Source organism: Anoxybacillus sp. LAT27 (assembly GCF_022030075.1).
Taxonomy (GTDB): domain Bacteria; phylum Bacillota; class Bacilli; order Bacillales; family Anoxybacillaceae; genus Anoxybacillus; species Anoxybacillus kestanbolensis.
In genome coordinates this window covers 1-249 of record NZ_JAIWYK010000239.1, presented here as the reverse complement: position 1 = coordinate 249, position 249 = coordinate 1, and the positions used below count along the sequence as shown (strand labels likewise).

Genomic DNA, 249 nt, shown 5'->3' with positions numbered 1-249 from the left:
AAACATACACACTCCGCGAAGCAGCGAAAAAAATCGGGACGACCGCCCGCGACTTGAAACAGTGGGAAAAGCAATTCGCTCAATGGATCACCGTTCCCCGCACCAGCCAAGGGGCGCGCATTTATACCGACGAGCTGATCCATCGATTTCGTCAAATCCGTATGTTGCTCGAGGAAGGCCGCCATCCGCGCGAAATCGCGGATCTCATCACCCAGATGAACGGGCGGCCCGCCGATCCACCTGCTCCGG

Annotated in this window: 1 protein-coding gene; it reads left to right on the top strand. The window is 57.8% G+C overall.

All coding sequences use genetic code 11. The annotated features are described in order from the left end of the window. Positions 1-249 (top strand): MerR family transcriptional regulator (locus LD028_RS09275; RefSeq protein ID WP_237811645.1); only part of this gene is annotated, 249 nt, incomplete at both ends.